The sequence below is a fragment of the Aurantimonas sp. genome, from assembly GCF_964217435.1.
In the GTDB taxonomy this organism is placed as follows: Bacteria; Pseudomonadota; Alphaproteobacteria; order Rhizobiales; family Rhizobiaceae; genus Aurantimonas; species Aurantimonas coralicida.
This window is the reverse complement of the sequence record NZ_CAXPJM010000048.1, coordinates 1-2,834: the sequence shown is the minus strand read 5'-3', so window position 1 is coordinate 2,834 and position 2,834 is coordinate 1. Positions and strand designations below refer to the sequence as shown.

At 64.5% G+C, this 2,834-nt stretch carries 2 protein-coding genes; both read right to left on the bottom strand.

Translation table 11 applies throughout. From position 1 onward, the window contains the following. On the bottom strand, positions 1 to 1,360 hold a 1,360-nt coding region (locus tag ACEQX1_RS17055; protein WP_370197198.1), incomplete at its 3' end, for a methyl-accepting chemotaxis protein. A 390-nt stretch (positions 1,361 to 1,750) separates the two neighbouring features. Further along, positions 1,751 to 2,719, bottom strand: a complete 969-nt coding sequence (locus ACEQX1_RS17050) for a flagellin (protein WP_188075601.1) — start codon at positions 2,717 to 2,719, stop codon at positions 1,751 to 1,753. Between the last annotated feature and the right edge of the window lie 115 nt (positions 2,720 to 2,834).

Sequence of the window (2,834 nt, the reverse complement as noted above, 5' to 3'; positions counted from 1 at the left end):
GGAGGTTGGTCTGGAAGGCGATCTCGTCGATGACCGAGATGATCGAGTTGATCTTCTCGGAGGACTGCTCGATCTGGCCCATGGCCGCGACCGCCTTGCCGACGACCTCGCCGCCCTTCTGGGCCTTCTCGCGGGCACCGGACGCCACCTGCTGCGCCTTGCCAGCACCCTCGGCGGTCTCGTTGACGGCCTGGGTCACTTCGCCAAGGGCTGCGACGGTCTCTTCGAGGCTCGCCGCCTGCTGCTCGGTGCGGTGGGCGAGATCGTTGGACGCCGTGTTGATTTCGCCGAGACCGGTGCGGATCGAGGCGATGGAGGTCACGACATGGCCGATGGCCTCTTCCAGCGAGGCGACGCTGGCGTTGAACTTGGCCCGGATCGGCTCGAATTCCTCGGCCACCCTGTCCTGCATGCGCACCGTCAGGTCGCCGGCCGACAGGCGCTCGAAGCCCACTTCGACGACGCCGACAAAGGCCCGCAGGTCCTCTGCCTTGGCATTGTCGAGCGCGGCCTGGCGCTTCTTGGCCTCGTCCTGGCTGATACGGGCGGCCTCGGCCGTTGCGGTGAGTTCGTCCCGCTCGATCGCGGCCTGCTTGAAGGTCTCGACGGCGCCGGCCATCTCGCCGACCTCGTCCTTGCGCGTCGCGCCGGGCACGATGATGGTCTTGTCGCCATCGGCCAGCTTGCGCATCACGCCGGTCATCTGGACGATCGGGGTAGCGATCCCGCGTGACAGGGCCCAACCGAGACCGGCGGCAACCAGGATCAGCGCCCCCATGCCGGCCAGAAGGGCGGTCTCAGCGGCGACATTGGCAGCGGCTTCGGCGCTGCTGGCCGCAGCGACACCGGCGGTCGTCGTCTCGCGGACGCCATCGAGAATGGTCTCGATCGGCTCGATGAACGCGTCGGCCTTGCCCGAATTGAACAGCGCCAGCGCTTGCGGGTAGGTGAGTTCGTTGCCGGCATCGCGGATCACCGGGTCGGCGATCTCGGTCTGCCAGGCCTGCATCGCGGCCGACACCTGCGGCAATTGCGCGGCGATCGGGCTGCCGGCACCGGCCACCTCGCCGAGATATGCGACGTTCTTCTGGAAGGTCGCGTAATGCTCCTTCACCCGGCCCGAGAAATAGGCGTCGCGGGTGATCATGAAGCCGCGCAGCGAGTTTTCCTGGCGGGCCAGCGCGAAGCGCGCGTCGATCGCAGCGTTCGACAGCGCGACCTGGTTGTTCTTGTCCTCGGCGGCCGTCTCGATCTTGACCATCGACTGGAACAGCAGCGCCCCCATGCAGGCGGCGATCACGACGAGGATCGCGAATGCTGCTGCGATCTTCGTTGATATCTTGAGATTGGCCATTTGCATGAGCGGTTACGTCCTTGGAAAGCGGCGGCGACGGCTCCGGGCTTGCGGAACGACGCCGAGGGGAAATTAGTGGAGGGGTGGTTAACGGATTCTTATCGTCGGGCCGTCGAAGCTTGCGTCAGGGATGCGCTGCATCGTCGTTGCAGTCGCCGCACCATCTGGACGGAAATTGCTTTCATTTGTCTTGCGGACCCGGCCCTGAGGTTGGTTCTCGGAAAATAAAAACAGTAAGATTATCTTGTATTTGCCCCGCGCAAGGTAAGGTTGTCGTACCGTTCGTAGGCCGATCTGTCTCGCCCCCTCCCCTCACCGCCAGCCGGACGCCGGACGCAAAACGGGCCCGGCCTTGCGGCCGGACCCGTTCGGTCCCCTTGGGACTGTGCGATCCGATTAACGGAAGAGCGACAGCACCGACTGCGAGGACGAGTTGGCGATGGACAGTGCCTGGACGCCGAGCTGCTGCTGCGTCTGCAGCGCCTTCAGCCGGGTCGACTCCTCGGTCATGTCCGCATCGACCAGCGTGCCGACGCCCTTGTCGATGGAGTTCCGCAGGTTGGAGACGAACTCCGACTGGATATCCATGCGGCTCTTGGAGGCACCGAGATTGGAGGCCGCCGTGGTCATGTCCGAAAGGATCTTGTCGACGACCCGCACCATGGCGTTCACCTGTGCATCCGTTGTGGTGCTGGCCAGGGCAATCACCGTACCCGTGGCCGCAGTCGTTTGACCGACGACGTCGATCAGCCGGTAATTGTCCGGCGTCGCCGTCGGCGTCGCCAGCAACTGGTCGGCATCGTAGTCCTTGGTCAGGAGACCCAGGGTTTCGTTGTCCGTGCCGATCAGCGTCATGCTGGAGACGTCCAGCCCGATGGTGCCGACCGAGACGTTGCCGCCGGAATCACGGTTGAACGACGCGACGACGTTCTTGGTGCCGGCTGCGGCCGCGGTCGAGTTCTGCAGCCAGTTCTCGCCCGAGAAGCTGGCCGAGGACGCGATGCTGGACAGCTGGTTCTTCAGCTCGGTCAGTTCCGAGTTGATCTTGGTCTTGTCGACGCCCGGCTCGAGAGCCGCCAGCAGCTTCGACTTGATCTCGGAGGTGACGTCGATCGCCGCTTCCATGCCCGTATAGGCCACGTCGACCTTCGCCTGGCCGAGGCCGAGGGCGTCTTCGACGGCGCCGAGCGCCTTGTTGTCGGACCGCATCGTGGTCGCGATCGACCAGTAGGCGGCGTTGTCCGACGCCGCACCGACGCGGTAACCGGTCGAGATGCGGTTCTGGGTCTGGTCGAGGCTGCTGTTGATTGCCGACAGGCTCTGCAGAGCCGTCATCGCCGACGTATTGGTGTTGATGGAAGTCATTGTGTTGTCCCGTAACGCGGAATTTCAAACAGGGGACAGTCCGGATCGGCCGGCATAACGAAGCGGCATCATGCCCGTGACCGATGAACTCTTCACCGGTCACCTCGCTATGGGG